This window comes from Leifsonia sp. 10L418, assembly GCF_056395445.1.
In genome coordinates this window covers 923,446-942,962 of the sequence record NZ_JBFTJN010000002.1, presented here as the reverse complement: position 1 = coordinate 942,962, position 19,517 = coordinate 923,446, and the positions used below count along the sequence as shown (strand labels likewise).

Genomic DNA, 19,517 nt, shown 5'->3' with positions numbered 1-19,517 from the left:
CTTGTCGTTGGTCGAGCTTGTCGAGACCACGCGAGCCAGCCTCGAGACCGGGCCGCCGGATCTCAACAGGCTCATTCACCGAATCGTGGTCGAGCTTGTCGAGGCTGGAAGCCTGTCCTCCCCTACGGCAGGGCCGCCAGGGTCGGCACAGGCGCGTAGTCGTTGGCCAAGAACGCCGCCGACGAATCGTCAAGAATGCTCAGCCAGTCCTCGTGCAGCGGCGGCGCAAGGGTGCCGGTCAACGTAGAGACGTAACTCCGGTTGCGGTAGCCCATGATGTCGTTCTTCTTGTCCTGCTTCCAGTCCTTGAACAACTCACCCTGCTTCTCGACATCGAACTCCGGGTAGTCGGTCTCGTCGAGAAGGTCACGGATGTACGCTGCCTGAAAATCGATCTCCTGGTAGGCGCTCTGCAGCTCTTCTTCCCGGCCGCGCCACTCGTCGATGTCCCGACCGCGGGCATCCGTTGTCGGCAGGTCGGTCAGACCCATGATCACGTCGCGGGCATACCAAGCCTGCGCATCGAACATGTTGAAGGTGAAGTACTGGTCTTGCATGCCGAGGAACATCAGCTTCGGGTTCTCGTTGAAGAAGATGCCCTTGTAGATCCCCCGCGGGTACAGACGGTTGTTCGTGGAGAGCCGCAGAGAATCGGGCAAGAACGGAAAATGATGCTGGTAGCCGGTGCACAGCACGATCGCGTCGATCTCGGCGCTGCTTCCATCGGCGAAACTGGCCAGGTTGCCGTCGAGCCCGGTGAGCAGCGGCACCTCGCGGATGCCCTCCGGCCAGTCGTGCCCGAGCGGACGCGACCGGTAGCTGAAGGTGATCTCCTTCGCGCCGTACTTGTAGCACTGGGTGCCGATGTCTTCGGCCGAGTAGCTGCTGCCGACCAGAAGCAGGCGTTTGCCCTCGAACTCGCGGGCGTCGCGAAAGTCGTGCGCATGCAGAACCCGGCCCGGAAATTGGTCGAGACCGTCGAAGTCGGGCACGTTGGGGGTGCTGAAATGCCCACTCGCGACGATGACATAGTCGAACTCGTTCGATTCGAGAACGCCGGTGTTGTGGTCCATCACCGTGACGGTGAATTTCTTGGTCACGACTGAATAGTCGACCCAGCGCACCGCCGTGTTGAAACGGATGTGCCGGCGCACGTCAGACTGCGCGACTCGGCCGACGATGTACTCGTGCAAGACCTCGCGCGGCGGGTAGGAGGGAATGGCTCGACCGAAGTGTTCTTCGAACGAGTAGTCGGCGAACTCGAGGCATTCCTTCGGTCCGTTCGACCAGAGAAACCGGTACATGCTGCCGTGGACGGCCTCACCGTTCTCGTCGAGCCCGGTGCGCCAGGTGTAGTTCCACATTCCGCCCCAGTCGCTCTGCTTCTCGAAGCAGACGATGTCCGGCACGAGGCCGGTTCCCAATTGGCGGGCGGCTTCAAACGCCCGCAGCTGAGCCAGACCACTCGGACCTGCACCAATAATCGCGACCTTAGGCTTCAAAATATGGTCCCCTTTTCGTTGCCAACTCCCCTGCCTACCACGCGGCGTGCGGGTTAGTTCAATCGTGTGCAGGTGTGCATACGGCTCAGATTGTGCCCCGAGCTGCGGCCTGGTTGCCGGCGCTCGACTGTGGGCAGCCGCCGAGACGGCTCGTTGGAGAACGTCAGGCGCCGCCGAATCACGGAGGGTCAGCCTGCCAGAATGGCTACATGAGCGAAGCGATCAGAGTTGCCGTCATCGGTCTCGGCGAAGAAGGGGCGCTGATCGCGGGTGGTCTCGCCGCTGCAGGGCTCGACGTAGTCGGTTTCGGCTTCGCCGGGGCGCAGATCGCCGACGTGCCGAACGCCGCGGTGCCGATCGCCGCGCGCATCGAAGACGCCGTCGCCGGGGCAGCCCTCGTCATCTCAATCACTGCGCCGGCTGCCTCACGCAAGGTGGCCGAGCAGGTCGCCCCGCTGCTCGAACCGGGCGCCGTCTTCGCCGACCTCAACACGGGCACGCCAGCGCTCAAGCGCAAGCTCGCCGAACTCTTTGCCGACGGGTCATTCGCCGACGTCGCCATTATGCGGCCGGTGCCCGGGCTCGCCGAGAAGACCCCGATGTGCGCGGCCGGCACCGGGGCTGCACGCTTCATCGAACTGCTCAAACCGTTCGGAACGAGCATCGAATACGTGTCAGCGGTCGCCGGCGAAGCGGCCGCGCGCACGCTCCTCCGCAGCATCCTCGCCAAGGGCATCGCCGGTGTTCTGATCGACACCCTGTGGGCCGCCGAGAGCATGGGCCTGCAGAAGTGGGCCTATCAGGAGATCCTCGACGAGTTCGACTCGAGCACGAGCGAAACCGCAAAAGACTACCTCTCGGGCACGGCCCAGCACATCAAGCGCCGTCAGATCGAGATGATGGATGTCGTCGAGATGCTGAACGACACCGGGTACGAGAGCAACATGGTCAGCTCAGTTGAAGCGAACTACTCACGCATCCTGCACGGGAAGAAAATACCGTTCGCTCGGCCCGGCAAGTAGCTGAGACTGTGGTCGGGCCGGCGGTGGTCGAGCCTGTCGAGCGATGTACTGAGCTTGTCGAAGTGACCCGGTAAGCCGGTCTCAAGATCGGGTCACGTGATTTCGACAAGCTCAATCACCGGTCGGTGGTCGAGCCTGTCGAGACCTCGTGAGCCGACCTTCAGACGCAACCCCGTTCAGAGGTTGGCCGGCGGAGGTCTCGACAAGCTCGACCACCGAGCGTCTAGTAGTCGAGCTGCTGCTGCAGCGCGTCGAGCACGATGTAGCAGGGCAGCACCTGAGCCACGCTGGAGTTGGGCTCGCGCCCTTCCTTGATCGCCGCGACGAACTCGCGGTCCTGCAGTTCAATGCCGTTCATCGAGACATCCACCTGCGACACGTCGATCTGTTCCTCCGCACCGGTGAACAGATCGTCATAGCGGGCGACGTAGGTTGCTGTGTCGCCGATGTAGCGAAAGTAGCTTCCGAACGGGCCCTCATTGTTGAAAGACAGTGAGAGCGTGCAGATCTTGCCGCCCTCGGTCTTCAGCTGAATCGACATGTCCATGGCGATGCCGAGTTCAGGATGCTTCGGGCCCTGGATGGCGTTGGCCTGCACCACCTTCTCGCCCGTCTGGTATTGAAACAGGTCGACCGTGTGCGCGGCGTGGTGCCAGAGCAGGTGGTCGGTCCAGGAGCGGGGCTTGCCCAGCGCGTTCGTGTTGGTGCGACGGAAGAAGTAGGTCTGCACGTCCATCTGCAGGATGGACAGCTCTCCCGCCTGGATTTTCTTGTGCACGTACTGGTGCGACGGGTTGAACCGGCGGGTGTGACCGGCCATCGCGATCAGCCCGGTCTCCTGCTGCAGGTCAACGATCTCCTGTACTCCGGCGAGCGAGTCGCTCATCGGAATCTCCACCATCACGTTCTTGCCTGCACGCAGGGCCTGGATCGTCTGTGCGTGGTGCATCTGCGTGGGCGTCGCCAGAATCACGCCGTCGAGGTCGTCTTGCGCCAGCAGTTCGGCGTAGTCGGTGAAGGCAGCCTTCGCGCCGTAGGTGGCGGCCACTTCCTCGGCGACGTCCCGTGTGCTGTGCGCGACATACTGAATTTTCGCGTCGGCGATCTGAGAAATCGCATCGAGGTGTTTGTGGCCGAAGGCGCCGAGGCCGACGACGGTGAGGTTGACGGTCATGAGTTCTCCTGGGGGGTGAGGATGAGGTGCCCGACTGAGGTGTTCGAGGCCGGAACGTGGTTGAAACGGTAGACCTCGTCGACCGTGTCGCCGAGCGCACCGCGCATGATCAGCCACATGATGAGCTCGACGCCTTCGGAGCCGGCCTCGACCATGTACTCGAGGTGCGACTTGTACTGCAGCACTTCGGGCTCGTTGATGAGGTCGTCCATGAACTGCTTGTCCCAGGGCAGGTTGATCAGCCCGGCACGCGCGCCCTGGATCTGGTGGCTCATGCCGCCGGTTCCCCAGATCTGCACGTCAAGATCTTCATCGAACTGCTCGACGGCACGGCGGATCGCCTTGCCGATCGAGAGGCAGCGCTCACCCGACGGCTGCGGGTACATCACCACGTTGACGGCGATCGGGATGACCTTGGTCGGCCACTTTTCGGGCGAACCATACATGAGCGACAGCGGCACCGTGAGCCCGTGGTCCACCTCGAGCACGTTGAGCACGGTCATGTCGAAGTCGTCGAGGATGAGCGATGAGGCCAGGTGGGTCGCCAGCTCGGGGGCGCCCTCCACGACGGGAACCGGGCGCGGACCGTAGCCCTCATCGCAGATCTCGAATGAGTCGGCGATCCCGATTGCGAACGTCGGCATGATCTCCATGCCGAAGTACGAGGCGTGGTCGTTGTAGACGATGATCGCCATGTCGGGGTTGTTGGTCTTGATCCAGTTCTTCGAGAACTCGTAGCCCTCGAACATGGGCTTCCAATAGGGCTCTTCGGTGCGGCCCATGTCGATGGCCGCGCCGACGGCGGGAACATGGCTGGTTGCGACGCCAGCAGTGATGCGTGCCATTATGCTTCGCCTCGTTCTTTCTTGGAGCGCCAGCCTTCGATGTTGCGGCCACCGGCCACCATCATCGCTGTGTACTGTTCCACGTTCATATCGGTCATCGTGCTGACGGCCTGCACGTACGACTTGCCCTCCGACGCAAAGATCTTCGAGAGGAAGTAGACGTTGCCACCGGTGTCGAGCATCTTCTGAAAGTCGCGGGTGAGCACGGCATCCTTCTGATCCGGGGTCATCGACCACTCGTCGAGATACGCTGCCTCGTCGGCGAGAAAGCGCTTCCGGTTCTCTTCGGTGCGCAGACTCATGCAGAACTGATTGAGCACGAAACCCTCCCGCGCCTTCTCGATCGTGAAGATCGTGGTGCCGGGGATGTCGTCGAATTGTTCAAAGTTGGGCTTCATGATCAGCTCCAGTAGAGGGTGTTGGGGTTGGTGACGAGCAGCTTCTGTTGCAGCGCCGGGGTCGTCGCGATCGACGGCACGTAGTCGACGAGGATCCCGTCGTCAGGCACGTCTTTCTTCATGTTGGGATGCGGCCAGTCGGTACCCCAGAGCACTCGGTCGGGGAACTCGTTGACGATCGCCTTCGCGAACGGAACGACATCCGCATAGAGCGGCGCACCACTGGTGCTGAGCCGATCCGGGCAGCTGACCTTGCACCACACGTTCTCGTTGTCGCGCATGAATGTCTGCAGCAGCTCAAAGTCGGGATTGTCGAGCGTCTTGCTGACGTCGGGACGCCCCATGTGGTCGATGGCGATCGGCACATTGAGCGAGCGAAAGAAATCGCCCTTCTCGCGCAGGTCGGAGGGCTCGAAATAGAGCACGACATGCCAGCCGAGCGGACGGATCTTGTCGACAATGGCCCGGTAGTACTCGTCGGGCTTCGGGTCGACGAGGCGCTTGACGTAGTTGAAGCGCACGCCGCGCACACCCAGCTCGTGCATCCGGGCCAGCTCGGCCTCGGTCACGTCGGGCGTCACCGTGACAACGCCGCGCGCCTTGTCATTCGAGTACTCAAGCACGTCGAGAAGTGCCGAGTTGTCGGATCCGTGGCAGGTGGCCTGCACCACGACGTTCTTCTCGAAACCGAGAAAGTCGCGCAAGGCGAAGAGCTGATCGCGGCTGGCATCGCAGGGGGTGTACTTGCGCTCCGGTGCGAACGGAAAGATGTTGCCGGGGCCGAAGACGTGGCAGTGCGCGTCGACGGCTCCCACGGGCACGACGAACTTCGGCTTGCTAGGGTTCGGCTCCCAGTCGAGCCAGTCGGCGTCCTTCACGAAGGTCTGCGTGCTCATAGTCCGCGCGCCTCCAGCTTCTCGTTCAGCCGCGGGAACACGGCTCGAGCGTTGCCCGCGAAGATCGCGTCGCGTTCTGATGCCGAGACATCCGCCGCGTCAATGTAACGCTTGGTGTCGTCGAAGTAGTGACCGGTCTGCGGGTCGATCCCGCGCACCGCACCGATCATCTCCGAGCCGAACAAGATGTTCTTGTTGTCGATCACGTCGACCAGCAGGTCGATGCCGGGCTGGTGGTAGACGCAGGTGTCGAAGAACACGTTGTTCATCAGGTGGCTGTCGAGGCTCGGCTGCTTCAACATGTCGGCCAAGCCGCGGTAGCGACCCCAGTGGTACGGCACCGCGCCGCCGCCGTGCGGGATGAGGAAGCGCAGGGTCGGGAAATCGGCGAACAGGTCGCCCTGGATCAGCTGCATGAACGCAGTGGTGTCGGCATTCATGTAGTGCGCGCCGGTGGCGTGGAAGTTGGAGTTGCACGACGCCGACACGTGAATCATGGCCGGAACATCGAGTTCGACCAACTTCTCGTAGAGCGGGTACCAGTACTTGTCGGTCAGCGGAACGGTGTTCCACATGCCGCCGCTCGGGTCGGGGTTGAGGTTGCAGCCGATGAAGCCGAGTTCGGTGACCGCCCGCTCGAGCTCGGCGATCGACTCGGTCAGGTCGGCGCCGGGCGACTGCGGCAGCTGGCACACGCCCACGAAGGTTTCAGGAAAGAGGTCGACGACGCGCTTGATCAGGTTGTTGCAGGCGACGGTCCACTCGAGGCTGATGCGCTGGTCGCCCTCATGGTGACCCATGGCGGATGCCCGGGGCGAGAAGATCGTGAGGTCGGTGCCGCGCTGGTCAATCAGACGCAGCTGGTTCGAGACGATGCTCTCCCGGATGACGTCGTCGGAGATCTCGGGGTAGGCGGGTGTGGGCTCACCCGCGGTGAAGGCCGCCAGCTGGTCGATCCGCCACTGGTTGTGAAGCTCGGGGGCCGTTGTGTAGTGGCCGTGACAATCGATGATCATTTGCTCTCCCAAGCCGATCGGAGTACGTAGACGCTGCCCGACATCAACATGCGGGCCGTGCGGAGCAGGGCGGACGTGACGACGACGGGGCTCCCGCTGGAGTTGTCGACCTCCATCTGCACTGTGAAGAACCCGGTCGGGTGTTCGACCGATACTTCGAGGCTGTCGCCGACCTCATCAAGGCCGGCGATCTGGGCCGCAACGCTGCCCTCGAGCATGCAGGCGGTCGCCACCGAGACAGCGCCGAGAACACCGATCGACTCGTGCACGCGGTGCGGGATGAACGTGCGTGTGCTGACCAGACCACCCTCTCGCGCGGGGGCGAGCAGGCTCATTTTCGGCACGGTCTTGTTGGTCACGTCACCGAGGTTCATCAGCGGGCCGACGGCGAGGCGGATCGCTTCAACCCGTGCCTTGAGTTCCCCGTTGGCCTCGAGCTCGGCCGGCGTCTCGTATCCCGTCACGCCAAAGTCGCTGGCGCGCAGGCACACCACGGGCATGCCGTTGTCGATGCAGGTCACCGGCACACCGTCGACTATGTCGATCACGTTGCCGGTCGGGAGCAGCGAGCCGCAGCTGGAGCCCGCGACATCTTCGAAGTTGATGATGATCGGAGCGTGGGTTCCGGGAACCCCGTCGATTCGGGCGTCGCCGGCGTACTCGACCAGGCCGCCGGGCGTCTGCACGAGGGCGGTCGCCTGCGACTGGGTGTTCTCCATGTAGATGGCGACCGAGGTCACGCCATCCTGCGCAGCAACCAGGCCGCGCTCGATCGCGAACGGGCCGACTCCGGCGAGGATGTTGCCGCAGTTCTGCTGATCGCTGACCTCTGCACGGTCGGGCCAGACCTGCAAAAACAGGTAATCGACATCCGTGCCGACTCGTTCTGAACGACGCACGACGGCGACCTTGGAGGTGAGCGGATGTCCGCCGCCCATGCCGTCGATCTCGCGCGCGTCGGGCGAGCCCAAGGCCGCGAGCAAGAAACGGTCGCGTGCCGCGCGGTCAACCGGAAGGTCGTCGGCCAGAAAGTAGAGCCCCTTCGAGGTTCCACCGCGCATGACCGAGCAGGGTACCGCCACCTGGGTAGTGGTCATTCGGTGTAGCTCTCGTAGACGAGCCCCTTGGCGGCGAGCGCCTCACGCATGTTGTAGATGTCGAGGCCGAGTTCGCCGGATGCCAGACGCGCGCGCTTCGCGGTCTCGTTGGCTTCGCGCTCGCGGCCCTTTTCGAGCACCGCTGCGGCGTCTTCGCGGCGCACGACAACCACGCCGTCGATGTCGGCGATGACGACGTCGCCGGGGCGGATTGCCTGGTTGGCGATGACGATGGGGGTCTGCACGTTGGCGGGGGTGGCCTTGACTGTCCCCTGGGCGCCGATGCTCTTCGCCCAGACCGGGAAGCCCATCTCGGTGAGGGTGGCGACGTCACGAACGCCGGCGTCGATGACGAGGCCGCGCACGCCATGGGCCATCAGACTTTCGGCCAGCAGGTCGCCGAGGTAGCCGTCGTCGCACGGGCTGGTCGGGGTGACCACCAGTATGTCGCCGGGCTGGGCCTGCTCGACCGCCACGTGAATCATCCAGTTGTCGCCGGGCGCGACCTCGCAGGTCAGGGCGTTGCCGGCGATCTTCGCGGGGAAGATGGGGCGAAGGCGCAGGTCGAGCAGACCGGTGCGTCCCTGCGATTCGTGAACTGTCGCAACGCCCAGCTCGGCGAGGCCGTCAACGATGTCCAGGGGGGTACGTGGTGTACCCGTCACTACTCGCGCCATGATTCTCCTTTGAAGGCCTGTGCAGGCTTGCGCAAAGCGCGCACCTCCAGACAACTTCATAGGGAGTGAAAACCCTAGGTCGAATTCCGGATACCGGAAGGGTACTTCTGTAGGAGGATGTCGTCAGTGCAGGCGAGACGCGACGCCGAGACCGGCCTCAACGAGCTTTCTCGAAAGCGCGGCCGATGTCACTTGCAGCACCGGGACCATCCGTTGGGCATCTGTGTGTGAGCTCGGCACGACGACTCCGAGCGCCGCGATGACCTTGCCGCCTTTGCCGCGCACGGGGACCGCGACGGATCTGGCGCCTTCCTCGAGTTCGGCGTCGGTGATCGCGAAGCCCTGCGACTTGACCGCTTTGAGCTGCTCGCTCAGTTTCGCGGGGTCGGTGATTGTCTGTGCGGTGTAGCGCTCAAGCGAGGTGAGCACGGCGTCGTGCAGGTCATGGTTGCCGTAGGCGAGCAGCACTTTTCCGACGCCAGAGGCATGTAGCGGGAGCCGCGCGCCCGGACGACTCTGCACCGACATCGTGCGTGAGCCGGCAATGCGTTCGACTATGAGGCAGCGCAAGCCGTCGAGCACGGCGATCTGCACGGCGTCGTTGCCGAGCCCGTAGATGTCCTCCATATACGGCAGCGCGACTTCGCGAAGTTCGGCGTGCACCGAGGCGAGGATGCCGAGGTCCCAGATCTTTCGGCCGATCTCGTAGTCGCCGTCGGTGCCTCTGACGAGGGCGGATTCCCGTTCCAGGTCATGCACGAGACGGTGTGCGGTGGTCAACGGCAGGCCTGCACGGCGCGCGATCGACGAGAGCGATTGGCGGCGGTACTTCGTGCTGAAGGTGTCCAAGACAGCGAAGGCGCGCCCGGTGACCGAGCGTGTTTCGGGGGGCTTGTCCATGGTTCTTGTGACTCTATCAATCTTGCCCATCCCGGCAGTCGAGCATGTCGAGACCCGACGCGCCAACCTCCACACGCAACCAACTCGGTGGTCGAGCCGGTCGAGACCGGGCGAGCCGACCCTCCATCGATGGTTACGTCTGGAGGTCGGCTGGCGGAGGTCACTGCGACAAACTCAGTACATCGCTCAACAGGCTCGACCGCCGAGTCAACCGTCCCGCTTCGGCGGGAACAACCTCGCGCCCGACTACTTCCAGGCGAGGGCGGCGAGAACCGGCAGCGCCGCCGCCGTTCCCGAGTTCCGAGAGGTGTGCACGGTGCTCGTCGTCATGCCGGCCCAGAACAGCGTGTCCTGGATCGGTGCGTTCAACCCGCTACGACGTGAGAACGGACCCGGGTACGCCCCGCGCGCATACTCGTCTTTCGACCAGTCGTAGGTCGAGGCATTCACGAACTTCAGACTTGAGTCGCCGGTCGTCGCGCGCACGTTTTCGAGCCCGAACGCGTGGCGCTCCTTCTCCTTGAGGTTGAGGAGTTCTTGCGCAGCACCGCCGGTCATCCAGGTCACGACGAGCTGACCGGCATAGCCGGGGGTGCCTGTCGACGCGTTCCAGAGGGTGGGCGGGTTGAGCGAGTAGGTCTCGAGGAGGTCCCAATTCTCCGGCACCCGGGGGTCTGTGGCGATAACGGGGTGGGCAAACTCCAGAATCCCCTTGAACACGGGCAGGTACTCGATCTCCTGGATTGCAGCCGCCCGGTCGGCTGACAGCGGCGGGTCGAACTGGATGTCGCCATGTTTCAGCACTCCGCCGGGTACGGCCAGAACAACGGTCTTCGCCGCGTAGACATGTCCGCCGTTGACGACCACCTCGGCGCCGGCCGCGCTGTATTTCACGGTGCGCACGGGGCTTTTCAGAATGATCGAGATCCCGTTCGCGAGCGGCGCAAGAATCTGGTTGTAGCCACCAATCACCCGATAGTCCCCGCCGGGGCTGTAGTCGCCCATCCACCCGGATTCGGCGACGTACTCAAGCGCCTCTTCCAGATCGCCGACGACGTCGATGGCCGGGAGCACATCGAACTGTTCGGTGTCGACCTCGATCACGAGGAAGGAGAGCGGGTAATTGCTGCGCGGGATGCCGAGGCGCAGGAGCCAGGCCTCTGCGGTCTCCTCGTCGTTGGCCGGTTCGGGGATGCCGTCGGGAAACGAGGGTGCGCCGTGCGGAAAGTGGTAGAACTCGTAGTCGTTCTGGTTGGTCCATTTCGTGTCACCCGGGCTGAACTTCGAGAACTCTTGGCTCCACATGTGGGTCTGCAGCCCCTGGCCTGTCACCAGCGGCCAGGTTGAGGTGCGCGGTCCACCGTGAATGAGCTCGGCCCCACGCTCGAACGGGATCGACATAGACTTCCGGTCGGTCCAGAGTCGACCGCCGATGCGATCGCGCGCCTCCAACACGAGCACCGATTTGCCGGCATCCGCCAGCGCGCGTGCGGCGCCGAGCCCAGAGACTCCCGCGCCGATGACGATGGTGTCCCAGCTCTTGTCTTTGGGATTCGGGCCGCGGCCGGTCGCCGCGCCTGCTGTGAGCAGCACGCCCGCTGCAGCGGCGGCACCGACGCCGAGCACGGTGCGTCGGGTCACCCCCGGCGGAATCGACGCCTGAATCTGCGCACCCGTGGACTTCTCGTCAAGTTGGACCATCATCGCTCCTTTGCGTTGCTACCCCGTGCACGACGACACTGTCGTGCGATTCCGCGAAACGTTACCGCCCAAAGTTGCTGGATGCAAGCGATCTGACTACCTCAGTGAATGAATCAGCAATCATTTCAGCGATTGCTTGCGCTACGTGCTCGGGCGTCGAGACACGTGGTCTCCTGCTCGTCCGCTCTCCACACACCGATCAGTCATCGAGCTCTTCACCCGCATCGTGTGATGGCACCTTCCGAACCGCGAATTACGCTCCGGTGGATCCGCACGTCGCTTCATCTGTCGCTTCACACGTCGCTCAAAGGAGAAGGATTGTGCCCGAAGAAACGAACCACGATTCAACCGACCGGACGATCCTTCCCCCGCCGGACCCGTCGTTTCACGGCAAGATCGAAATGTCGTTCGCGGACTCGACGCCTGACTTTCCCGAGCCGCTCGCCGCACCCGATGGCGCCCCGAATGTGCTGCTGATCATGGGCGACGACATCGGGTTCGGCCATATGGGAGCGTTTGGAGGGCCAGCTCGAACACCGGTCTTCGACGGGTTGGCCGCACGCGGTTTGAGCTTCACAAACTTCCACACGACCCCCGTATGCGCGGCTTCGCGTGCCGCACTTCTCACCGGCCGCAACTCACACGCGGTGGGCATGGGCAGCGTTCCGGAAGCATCCGCGGGCTTTCCCGGATACAACTCCTCGATTCCCCGCAGCGCTGCAACGGTGCTCGAGATTCTGCGGCAAAACGGGTACGGCACGGCCTGGGTCGGCAAGACACACCTCACGCCGATGCACGAGATCACGCCGGCCGGCCCGTTCGACCGTTGGCCAGTCGGCATGGGCGCCGAGTACTTCTACGGCTTCTTCGGACCCGGTGTCAGCCAATGGCATCCGCCACTCTGGGAAAACACAACCCCGAAGGAAGCGCCGACGACTCCGGAGGAGGGCTATCACCTCGAAGCGGACATGGCGGACAAGACCATTGAGTGGATACGACGCCAGAAGTCGATCCACCCCAACGCGCCGTGGATCGCCTACTACGCCCCGAACGGGCACAAGCCACCGGTAGGTGTACCGAAGGAGTGGATCGAGAAGTACCGCGGTGAGTTCGACGACGGTTATGACGCGCTCCGCGACCGCATCCTCACCCGCCAGAAGGAGCTGGGGATCGTACCGAAGGACACGAAGCTGTCGGTCTGGCCCGAGGCCCTCCCGTCGTGGAACGAACTGAGCGACCTGGATAAGAAGGTCGGCGCGCGCTGGATGGAGGTCTTCTGCGGTGCCGTCGAGCATACCGACCACCAGGTCGGCCGGATCATCGATGCCGTCGAGGCGACCGGTGAACTCGAAAACACCCTCATCGTCTTCATCGCCGGTGACAATGGGCCGACGCCCGAGGGCGGGCTGCACGGCATCATGAACAAACTGAGCTACTTCAATGGCCTCACAGAGTCGCTCGAAGACGTCGCCGAACATATGGACGAGTTCGGCGGGCCGAGCTCGCACGGCTGCTACCCGGCTGCGTGGGCGTACGCCACGTCGACGCCGTACAACTACGGCAAGATGGTCACCTCGGGCGGCGGATGCAGCACGGCAGCGGTCGTCAGCTGGCCCGCGGGCATCACCGACCATGGCGGGATACGTCGACAATTCCACCATCTCATCGACGTGGCCCCGACCATCCTGGAGAGCGCCGGTCTGCCCGAACCGACCCGCGTCAACGGCATCGAGCAGCAGACCATGGACGGGGTCAGCATGGCCTACACCTTCGACGACGCCGCAGCTGCGGATCGACGCACGACCCAGTATTTTGAGCTGACCGGGAGTCGAGCCGTTTACCATGAGGGCTGGTGGGCCGGAACCCGTCATGGCCTCGACGGTGTCTCCGCAGCGACAGCCCAGATCGTGCCGTTCGAAGAAGACGTCTGGGAGCTCTACGACCTCCGCCACGACTTCGGCCTGGCCAACGACCTCTCCTCCACACACCCCGAAAAGCTCGCCGAAATGCAGGCGTTGTTCGACCGCGAAGCTCGGGCCAACAACGTCTACCCCATGGTGAACAACGCGTTCGAGCTGCTCACCTCGCAGCGGCCACGTCTCATCAGCGGCGACCAGGCGACGTACCTTCCTGGAACGATCCGGCTTCCCGAAGACGCGGTCGTCGACATCAAGAATCGCTCGTTCAGCGTGATCGCGCAGGTCGATAATCCGACCGGCGACGCCACCGGCATGCTGGTCACGATGGGTGGAGAAACCGGCGGGTTCGCGTTCTTCGTGCAGGACGGCAAACCCACTTTTCAGTACAACTGGGTTGCCCTTGAGGAATACACCATCACCTCCTCCGAGACCTTGCCGACGGGCGAGAGCACCATCCATTTCGACTTCGCCTATGACGGCGGAGGACCGGGCAACGGTGGAACGGGCACATTGTCGATCAACGGCAAGCCCGTCGCCGAAGGCCGGATCGAGAAGACCGTGCCGATCTATTTCTCCACCGACGACACCTTCGATGTCGGCGAGGACTGGGGCACGCCGCTGTCGGCTGCGTACGAACCGCCATTCCGGTTCACCGGCATCCTGAAAGACGTGACGATCAGGGCCGATTAGGCGCTCCCGCCCAGTTCGACAGAGCAGTCAACTCAGCTGTTCCCCTCGGCCGCGCTCTTGATCACGTCGGCGACGACCTCCGGGTGGGACACATAGACGGAGTGGCTTCCATGAGATTCAGACGTCGTCGCACTCATCCGGGCCGCCATTGTCTCCTGCGCCGACGGCGGAATCATGTGGTCATCGGCCGCGATCAGATACCAGGTCGGCTTGCTGCGCCAGGCCGGATCCGTCACCGCAGTGCCTAGCGCTTCGAGGCCCCACGGCACTTGCGAATCGGCCATGAACGCCGCATCTTCTGCGGACACGTCGGCAGCGAACGAGGCGTGGAACTTGTCGCGGTCGAGAAAGAGCAGACCGCCGTCGGGCGGCAGGATCGGCGGCTGCGGGCCATCGGTGGGGAATCCCTGAATCAGGGCGTTCACGGACTCGCCCTCGTCCGGCGCGAATGCGGCGACGAAGACGAGTGAGGCGACGTTCTCATGCGTGCCTGCCTGGCTGATGACGGCGCCGCCGTAGGAGTGCCCAACCAACACGGCTGGCTCCGACTGCCGATCGAGAATTTGCCGGGTCGCGGCATCGTCTCCGGTGAGGGACAGAGTGGGGTGCTGCACGATGCTGACGGTGTAGCCGTCCCTGGTGAGGATGTCGTAGACGCCCTTCCACCCGGATCCGTCGACAAACCCGCCGTGGACGAGGACCACTGACTTGGTTGGTGCACTCATGCTGTTCTCCTTCGAGTTGAATGACGTGGACGACGGGAACAGTAGGCCGGTGCCGAAAATTCGTCAACGGAGTAGAAATTCGCGGTGCGAACAACCCGGTGGTTGAGGAGCGAGCGCCAGCGAGCGTCTCGAAACCTCGTGAGCCGATCTCCGGACGCAACTCGCGTTCGAGAATTGGCTCACGAGGTTTCGAGATGCGCGCTCCTGCGTCGCGTGCTCCTCAACCACCGATGGGCTACTACGGAGTCCACCACGGCCGCAACGGAAGGCCACCCGCGGCGTGGCCGGCGGCGGGCTTCTGCATCAGCACCTGGTGCAACTGAATGCCGTTGTTCTCGAACGCGAGCCGCGAACCGGCCATGTACAAGCCCCAGACTTTCGCGGTGGCAAGTCCGACCTCATCCACCGCCTCATCCCAGTGCTCGACGAGGTTCGCGCACCAGTCGCGCAGAGTGAGGGCGTAATGCTCCCGCAGGTTCTCTTCGTGCAGCACTTCGAGCCCGGCATCCTGTGCCTCACTGATGATGCGGCCCGAACCGGTGAGCTCGCCGTCGGGAAACACATAACGGTCGATGAAACCGTGGGCCGCGGCTTTGGTGCGGTTTTCCGGCCGAGTGATGCAGTGGTTGAGCACCAGTCCGCCGGCGCGCAGCCGGGACTGCAAGAACTCGAAGTACGACGGATAGTTGTGCACGCCAATGTGCTCGAGCAGTCCGATCGATGACACTGCGTCGAAGCCGCTCTCCCGGATGTCGCGATAGTCGCCGTAGCGCACTTCAGCCAGGCCGCTCAGGCCTTCTTCCTCGATTGTTCGCTTCGCCCATCTGGTCTGCTCGGTCGACAGCGTCACCCCGATGGCGCGCACGCCCCGGCGCGCGGCGTAACGCACCATGCCACCCCAGCCGCATCCGACGTCGAGCAACCGGTCCCCCGGCTTCAGCCGCAGCTTCTCGAACACGAGCCGGTACTTGTTCTCTTGCGCTTCATCGAGGGATGCCACATCCGTCGGGTAGCACGCGCAGGTGTACGTCATCGACGGCCCGAGCACCCACTCATAGAAGGTGTTCGAGACGTCATAGTGGTGGTGGATCGCCTCGGCGTCGCGACTCTTGCTGTGACGGAGGCCGCCGGCGACGCGACGCCACCGGGCTGGCGTTTCTTCGGGCGGCGGCGCGATCGGGCGCAGATGTTCGACGCCGATCGAACGGATGATGTCCAGCATCATCCGCGGAGACGGGCGTGTGAAAACCAGGCTGTCGGCGAGCGCTTTGAGCAGCTCATACGGGTCACCGGGGTGCACGCCGTCGATGTCGAGATCGCCGGCGATATAGGCGCGGGCCAGGCCGAGATCACCGCGGCCCGTCGCGAGGTAGGTCGTGCCGCGCGGCGACTTCAGATCCAGCCCGAGCGGCGCATCGGGCGGACCGGCCGAACTCCCGTCGTAGGCTGTGAACCGCAGCGGCAGCCGGCCCCCGGCCAGGATCTCGAGCACCTCGGCGAGGGTATAGGTGCTGGTGCCTGCCGGGTGCGCTGCATCCGTTTGCCTCGCCGCATCCGTTTTCTTGGTCACGTCCGTGGCACGATCCTTGAACGTCGTCATCGTCGTTGTACCGCCTTCGCATAGAGGTCGAGGAGTCGAGAATCGGGGTCGTAGCGCTGCTTGACGGCGCGATACGCGTCGCCGCCGTAGAGTGCGTCGAACTCGTCCCGCGAATAATAGGAGTCGGAGTAGAGCGACTTGTGCCCGTCGAGGTCGGCCACTTTCTGCTCGATCAGCCGGTTCGTCTCCCCCTCGACTGATCCGATCGGCACCGTCGACCAGAAGCCGACATTCACATAGCTCTGCAGAGGCTGCAGCGGGTAGAGCGGCCAGCCCCGAACACGGGAACCGAAGCCCCGGCCCTCGTCGTCACGCAACCGCAGCGGGCAGAGCCAGACCGGCTCGATCGGCACGGTCTCAAGAAACCAGTTCACAAACTCCGCGCACCGTTCGATCGGCACCTCGACGTCTTGCACCACCCTCTCGCGGGGTGGCCGCCCTTTCACTTTCTCGAGCCGGTTGCCGATCTGAAACCGCTGCTCGAGCTTCATCAGCTTTCCGTAGAAACGGCTGCTCCGATAGCGCCGGGGCCAAAGCCGGCGAATCCAGGGAACCTGTGCACCGAATGCCTCTGAGCACCAGAACCAGTCGGTGTCCCACCGCCAGAAGTAGTCATGGATTGTGAGCCGGTCATCCGTCTCACCGTCAGCGTGCTGAATCGAGCGATAAAAGATCTGCTGACCCGTGTAGTCGCTGACCGGGCCGGGTTCACTCGTCTGTGCGCCGAGGCAGAGGTAGCTTTCGGTGGCGCTGAACACCACACCGTCGAGATAGTCGACCGGAATTCCGTCGTGGTTGCCGGCCCGAAGGATGCCGTTCATCGTTCGGATCAGCTCGGTAAGAGAGTGGAACCGCAGGTGCCGGAGTGCGACGAACGGTGCGACGGGTTCCAGTTCGATACGAAGGCGCACCGCATAGCCGAGCGTGCCGTAGGAGTTGGGGAATGCGCGGAATAGGTCGGTGTTCTCGTGGGGTGACGCGGTGAGGATCTCGCCGGTGCCGGTCAGGATGTCCATCTCCAGCACCGACTCGTGCGGCAAGCCGTTGCGAAACGAGGTCGACTCGATGCCGAGGCCGGTCACCGCACCACCCAGGGTGATGGTCTTCAGCTGCGGCACCACGAGGGGCGCCAACCCGTACGTCAGCGTCGCGGCGACGAGGTCTTCGTAAGTGCACATGCCGGCGACGTCGGCGGTGCGGGCATCCGCGTCGATCGCGATGACGCCGGTCAGGCCGGAGACGTCCAGTCCCGGCGCGGTGGTCTTGGCCCGGGTGCGGAACAGATTCGAGGTGCGTTTGGCCAGCCGCACCGGGGTCGTCGCCGGCACCGCCCGGTAGCTCTCCAGAAGGCGCTGCACGCCGGCGGCGTGAGCGCGCTGCGCGTCGAGCAAGGCGACTGGCACGGGGGCGGGCACGCTTTCACGTTAGCCCGACGTCTCCTCCGGCGCGACGCCCGCTCCGTCGGTGCGTTCTGGCAGACTCGTGCCATGACCACGACGATCGGAACACCGGGCGGCACACCCGAGCGACCGGCGATCTTCTTCGCTTCGCCCGAGGAATTTCGCGCGTGGCTCGAGGTGAACCACACCACCGCGACGGAACTCTGGATGGGGCTGTACAAGAAGCACGTGCCCGATGTCGGGCTCACTTGGGAGCAGGCCGTTCCCGAAGCCCTGTGCTTCGGCTGGATCGATTCCGTATCTCAGCGCATCGATGAGGATGCCCGGCGCCAACGGTGGTCACCGCGCAAGGCCTCAAGCAACTGGTCGAGCGTCAACATCGCACTCGTCGAGAAGCTCACCGCCGAGGGACGGATGCGCGAGGCCGGCATCGCCGCGTTCGAGCGCCGGCGTGAGGACAGATCCGGGGTGTACTCACACGAGAACCCCGAGCAGGATCTGCCGCCCGAAGCATCCGCGCGGCTGGCCGCAAACCCCGCGGCATCCGCGTTTTGGGCGGTCGCCACGGCGAGCTATCGTCGCCAGGTCACGCACTGGGTGCTCACCGCGAAGCAAGAGGCCACCCGCGAACGACGCTTGGCTCAGCTCATCGATGAGAGCGCAGCCGGACGCATGGTTCCCTTTCAGCGCTTTGGCGTCGTGCCGAAATGGGTTGAGCGTGCCGCCGAGGCGGCGCGAGCCGCGGCGTCCTCATCACCGTCGACACCAGACGAGGCATGAGCGGCACGCTTGGCCACTCTCTCGGCATCCGCAACCGGGGATCTCAGAGATCGTAAACACGGCGTGCGTTTCCTGACGCTGTCAGTTCGGCAACCCGGATGGCATCCGACTCAGCCCAATCCCCCTGGCGTACCCAACGGCCCAGAACCTGCGCCATCGACCTCCGCCACAGCACCGCTCCCAGCAGATGAAGCTCAGGGAGACCGAACGCATCCGATGAGTAGAGCTGCTTGGCGAATGGCGCCAGTTCCAGGGATTCCGCGACGATGTCGGCGCTCCGGGCCCCGACATAGTTCAGGCTCAGCCCCACATCGAAGTAGACGTTGTTGAATGCCTGAGCCAGGTAGCCCGACTCCCGATGGTACGGGTAGCAGTGCAGCAGCATGATGGGCGAGCCTTGAACATGGGGCTGCCGTAGCAGCCCCAGCAAGAGCATCGGGTTGGATCGATGCAGGTCCATATCCCGGTCGCCGAGGCCCACGTGAAACTGAATGGGGAGTCTACAGTCGACAGCCGCGTGCACGATGAATGAGATGATCACCGGGTCGTCCAGCCGCAATGCTGTTTTGGCCTGCGCATTCCACCGAGCCACTGCCTGCTCGACCTGCCAGTCGGTGGGGACAGACCAGTCGATGTCGAACCCGCATCGGTAGGCGGCGATGGTTTTGAAGCCGACGATGGTGGGCAGCGCTTGCGCCAAGGCCTCACGGAAGTCGGAGACGAAGGCTGCCGCAGACGCGGCGCCTGCGGCCACAGACTCAGCCAGCAACTCCAGGCGAAGAATTTCCGAGCTGCCCGCTCCGGAGTCATCCGACATAGCCAGCGGCGTGGATATGGCCGAGGCGCTGAAGCCCGTGTCGATGATCCAGTGGCCGACCCCGGCTCGCGGCAGGAACAGACGGTTGAGCTCGGCCGGCGGCAGCGCGCTGCGAGCGGCCCAGTAGGCATCCGCGTCGGCATGTGCCGCCAGGCCCAGCAGGGGTGCGCACCAGCGCCGAATGGCGAATCCGAGTTGGGAGTCGAACTGGGTCATGAAGCGCGGGATGGGGTCGGGAGAGCCTTCGTTGATGGCCTCCTCGAAACCGGCACGGGCAATGGGCAGCGTGAAGCAGCCATGCACATGGTGATCCACCAGGGGCATCGACCGGATGGCCTCCGCCAGTCGCGTCGGCATC

General features: G+C 64.0%; 17 protein-coding genes. 3 read left to right on the top strand and 14 right to left on the bottom strand.

Annotated elements, in window-relative coordinates:
- Positions 1-122: 122 nt before the first annotated feature.
- Positions 123-1,502: a flavin-containing monooxygenase gene (locus tag AC1DCF_RS07775; RefSeq protein ID WP_477210512.1), complete on the bottom strand. Its 1,380-nt coding sequence runs from the start codon at positions 1,500-1,502 to the stop codon at positions 123-125.
- A 209-nt stretch (positions 1,503-1,711) separates the two neighbouring features.
- On the opposite strand from AC1DCF_RS07775, the gene AC1DCF_RS07770 reads away from it, so the two are divergent.
- Complete coding sequence (locus AC1DCF_RS07770) at positions 1,712-2,524, top strand: NAD(P)-binding domain-containing protein (RefSeq protein WP_477210511.1); 813 nt, start codon at positions 1,712-1,714, stop codon at positions 2,522-2,524.
- Between the two features lie 223 nt (positions 2,525-2,747).
- On the opposite strand, the gene AC1DCF_RS07765 is transcribed toward AC1DCF_RS07770, so the two are convergent.
- The 9 genes from AC1DCF_RS07765 to AC1DCF_RS07725 form a co-directional block, all read right to left on the bottom strand.
- Positions 2,748-3,698, bottom strand: a complete 951-nt coding sequence (locus AC1DCF_RS07765) for a Gfo/Idh/MocA family oxidoreductase (RefSeq protein WP_477210510.1) — start codon at positions 3,696-3,698, stop codon at positions 2,748-2,750.
- On the bottom strand, positions 3,695-4,543 hold the full coding sequence (locus AC1DCF_RS07760) for a class III extradiol dioxygenase subunit beta (protein ID WP_477210509.1): 849 nt from the start codon (positions 4,541-4,543) through the stop codon (positions 3,695-3,697). Before AC1DCF_RS07760 ends, AC1DCF_RS07765 begins: the two co-directional genes overlap by 4 nt.
- Complete coding sequence (ligA, locus tag AC1DCF_RS07755) at positions 4,543-4,941, bottom strand: protocatechuate 4,5-dioxygenase subunit alpha (protein WP_477210508.1); 399 nt, start codon at positions 4,939-4,941, stop codon at positions 4,543-4,545. The genes AC1DCF_RS07760 and ligA overlap by 1 nt, the downstream gene beginning before the upstream one ends.
- A 2-nt stretch (positions 4,942-4,943) precedes the next feature.
- Positions 4,944-5,837 carry an amidohydrolase family protein gene (locus tag AC1DCF_RS07750; RefSeq protein ID WP_477210507.1) on the bottom strand — a complete coding sequence of 298 codons (894 nt, stop codon included), beginning with the start codon at positions 5,835-5,837 and terminating at the stop codon, positions 4,944-4,946.
- A complete protein-coding gene (locus tag AC1DCF_RS07745) occupies positions 5,834-6,853 on the bottom strand; it encodes an amidohydrolase family protein (protein WP_477210506.1) in 1,020 nt (339 codons plus the stop codon). The genes AC1DCF_RS07750 and AC1DCF_RS07745 overlap by 4 nt, the downstream gene beginning before the upstream one ends.
- A complete protein-coding gene (locus AC1DCF_RS07740; protein WP_477210505.1) occupies positions 6,850-7,950 on the bottom strand; it encodes a 4-oxalomesaconate tautomerase in 1,101 nt (366 codons plus the stop codon). The genes AC1DCF_RS07745 and AC1DCF_RS07740 overlap by 4 nt, the downstream gene beginning before the upstream one ends.
- Positions 7,947-8,627, bottom strand: coding sequence for a 4-carboxy-4-hydroxy-2-oxoadipate aldolase/oxaloacetate decarboxylase (locus AC1DCF_RS07735; protein ID WP_477210504.1), 681 nt, complete (start codon positions 8,625-8,627; stop codon positions 7,947-7,949). The genes AC1DCF_RS07740 and AC1DCF_RS07735 overlap by 4 nt, the downstream gene beginning before the upstream one ends.
- A 123-nt stretch (positions 8,628-8,750) precedes the next feature.
- Positions 8,751-9,527 (bottom strand): IclR family transcriptional regulator, encoded by a 777-nt coding sequence (locus AC1DCF_RS07730; protein ID WP_477210503.1) that lies wholly within the window; start codon positions 9,525-9,527, stop codon positions 8,751-8,753.
- A 246-nt stretch (positions 9,528-9,773) separates the two neighbouring features.
- On the bottom strand, positions 9,774-11,231 hold the full coding sequence (locus tag AC1DCF_RS07725; protein ID WP_477210502.1) for a flavin monoamine oxidase family protein: 1,458 nt from the start codon (positions 11,229-11,231) through the stop codon (positions 9,774-9,776).
- Positions 11,232-11,548: 317 nt separating this feature from the next.
- Between AC1DCF_RS07725 and AC1DCF_RS07720 the strand changes: the two genes are divergently transcribed.
- Positions 11,549-13,837 carry an arylsulfatase gene (locus tag AC1DCF_RS07720; RefSeq protein WP_477210501.1) on the top strand — a complete coding sequence of 763 codons (2,289 nt, stop codon included), beginning with the start codon at positions 11,549-11,551 and terminating at the stop codon, positions 13,835-13,837.
- Between the two features lie 32 nt (positions 13,838-13,869).
- On the opposite strand, the gene AC1DCF_RS07715 is transcribed toward AC1DCF_RS07720, so the two are convergent.
- The 3 genes from AC1DCF_RS07715 to AC1DCF_RS07705 all read right to left on the bottom strand — a co-directional run bounded on the left by AC1DCF_RS07715 (position 13,870) and on the right by AC1DCF_RS07705 (position 17,577).
- Positions 13,870-14,562, bottom strand: coding sequence for an alpha/beta fold hydrolase (locus tag AC1DCF_RS07715; RefSeq protein ID WP_477210500.1), 693 nt, complete (start codon positions 14,560-14,562; stop codon positions 13,870-13,872).
- A gap of 238 nt (positions 14,563-14,800) precedes the next feature.
- The gene (locus tag AC1DCF_RS07710; protein ID WP_477210499.1) at positions 14,801-16,162 is read right to left on the bottom strand and encodes a class I SAM-dependent methyltransferase; all 1,362 of its coding nucleotides are present in this window, start codon (positions 16,160-16,162) and stop codon (positions 14,801-14,803) included.
- Positions 16,159-17,577, bottom strand: coding sequence for an FAD-binding oxidoreductase (locus tag AC1DCF_RS07705; RefSeq protein ID WP_477210498.1), 1,419 nt, complete (start codon positions 17,575-17,577; stop codon positions 16,159-16,161). Before AC1DCF_RS07705 ends, AC1DCF_RS07710 begins: the two co-directional genes overlap by 4 nt.
- Before the next feature lie 72 nt (positions 17,578-17,649).
- On the opposite strand from AC1DCF_RS07705, the gene AC1DCF_RS07700 reads away from it, so the two are divergent.
- Complete coding sequence (locus AC1DCF_RS07700; protein ID WP_477210497.1) at positions 17,650-18,342, top strand: YdeI/OmpD-associated family protein; 693 nt, start codon at positions 17,650-17,652, stop codon at positions 18,340-18,342.
- A gap of 43 nt (positions 18,343-18,385) precedes the next feature.
- Here AC1DCF_RS07700 and AC1DCF_RS07695 read toward each other — a convergent pair whose 3' ends face one another.
- Positions 18,386-19,516, bottom strand: a complete 1,131-nt coding sequence (locus AC1DCF_RS07695; RefSeq protein ID WP_477210496.1) for an amidohydrolase family protein — start codon at positions 19,514-19,516, stop codon at positions 18,386-18,388.
- Position 19,517: the final 1 nt, after the last annotated feature.